This is a genomic window from Brevundimonas sp. CURTG3B2_SDJG (genome assembly GCF_057364705.1).
On sequence record NZ_JBNFOJ010000554.1, the window covers coordinates 1 to 716 of the forward strand.

Below are 716 nucleotides of genomic sequence, written 5' to 3' on the forward strand. Positions count from 1 at the left end.
CGGCTCCAGCGGCCGGGAAGGCCAGGGGCCGCTCCGCCCCGCCGCGCGCCAGCCCGAGCCGTAGGCGCGAAGGCCGTGACGCGTCCGGCCTCGCAGACGGCGTAGAAGCTGACGTCCTCGCCCACGATGCGGCGCTGAACCACCCAAGGGTCATCGACGGAGGGGCGGACCGATGCCCGCTGTTCGGCCGTCGGCGCGACCAGGGTGCGGGCTCCGAAGCGCGACCAGACGGGCTTCAGGACGACGTCGTCCAGGTCTTGAACCGCGGCCTCCAGCGCCTCGGGATCGGCGACGGCGCGCGTCTCGGGGACTGGAAGCGACAGCGACCGGCACAGGCCGGCGAAGCGATCCTTGGCGTGCAGGCTGGTGAGGACATCGGGATCGGGCGCGAACAGGCGGTCGGCGAACCTCCTGGTCTCCGCCAGGGCCGACAGATGGAAGACCTCCTCGCAGGCGGGGATGATCCGCACCGGGGCCAAGCGGTCGATCAGGCGGCGGACGTCCTCGGCGAAGGCGGCGGGGCGGCGGACCGGCGAGGCGTAGCGGTGCACGGGCCCGGCGGTGTTCGACCAGCGCGCCAGCCGGGCCGGGCTGCTGTCGGCCAGATGAGGCTCGAACCCGGCCGCGCGCAGGCTGCGGGCGAGATCCAGCGCGGCCGCTGCGCGCGCTCCGGTGACCAGGACGCGCTCAGCCATCGGTCCAGCGCACGCGGCGGC

General features: G+C 74.9%; 1 protein-coding gene. It reads right to left on the reverse strand.

From position 1 onward, the window contains the following. Positions 1–695: ATP-grasp domain-containing protein (locus AC2W7C_RS18645; RefSeq protein ID WP_486002675.1), on the reverse strand; the 695-nt coding region annotated here is incomplete at its 3' end. Positions 696–716 lie beyond the last annotated feature (21 nt).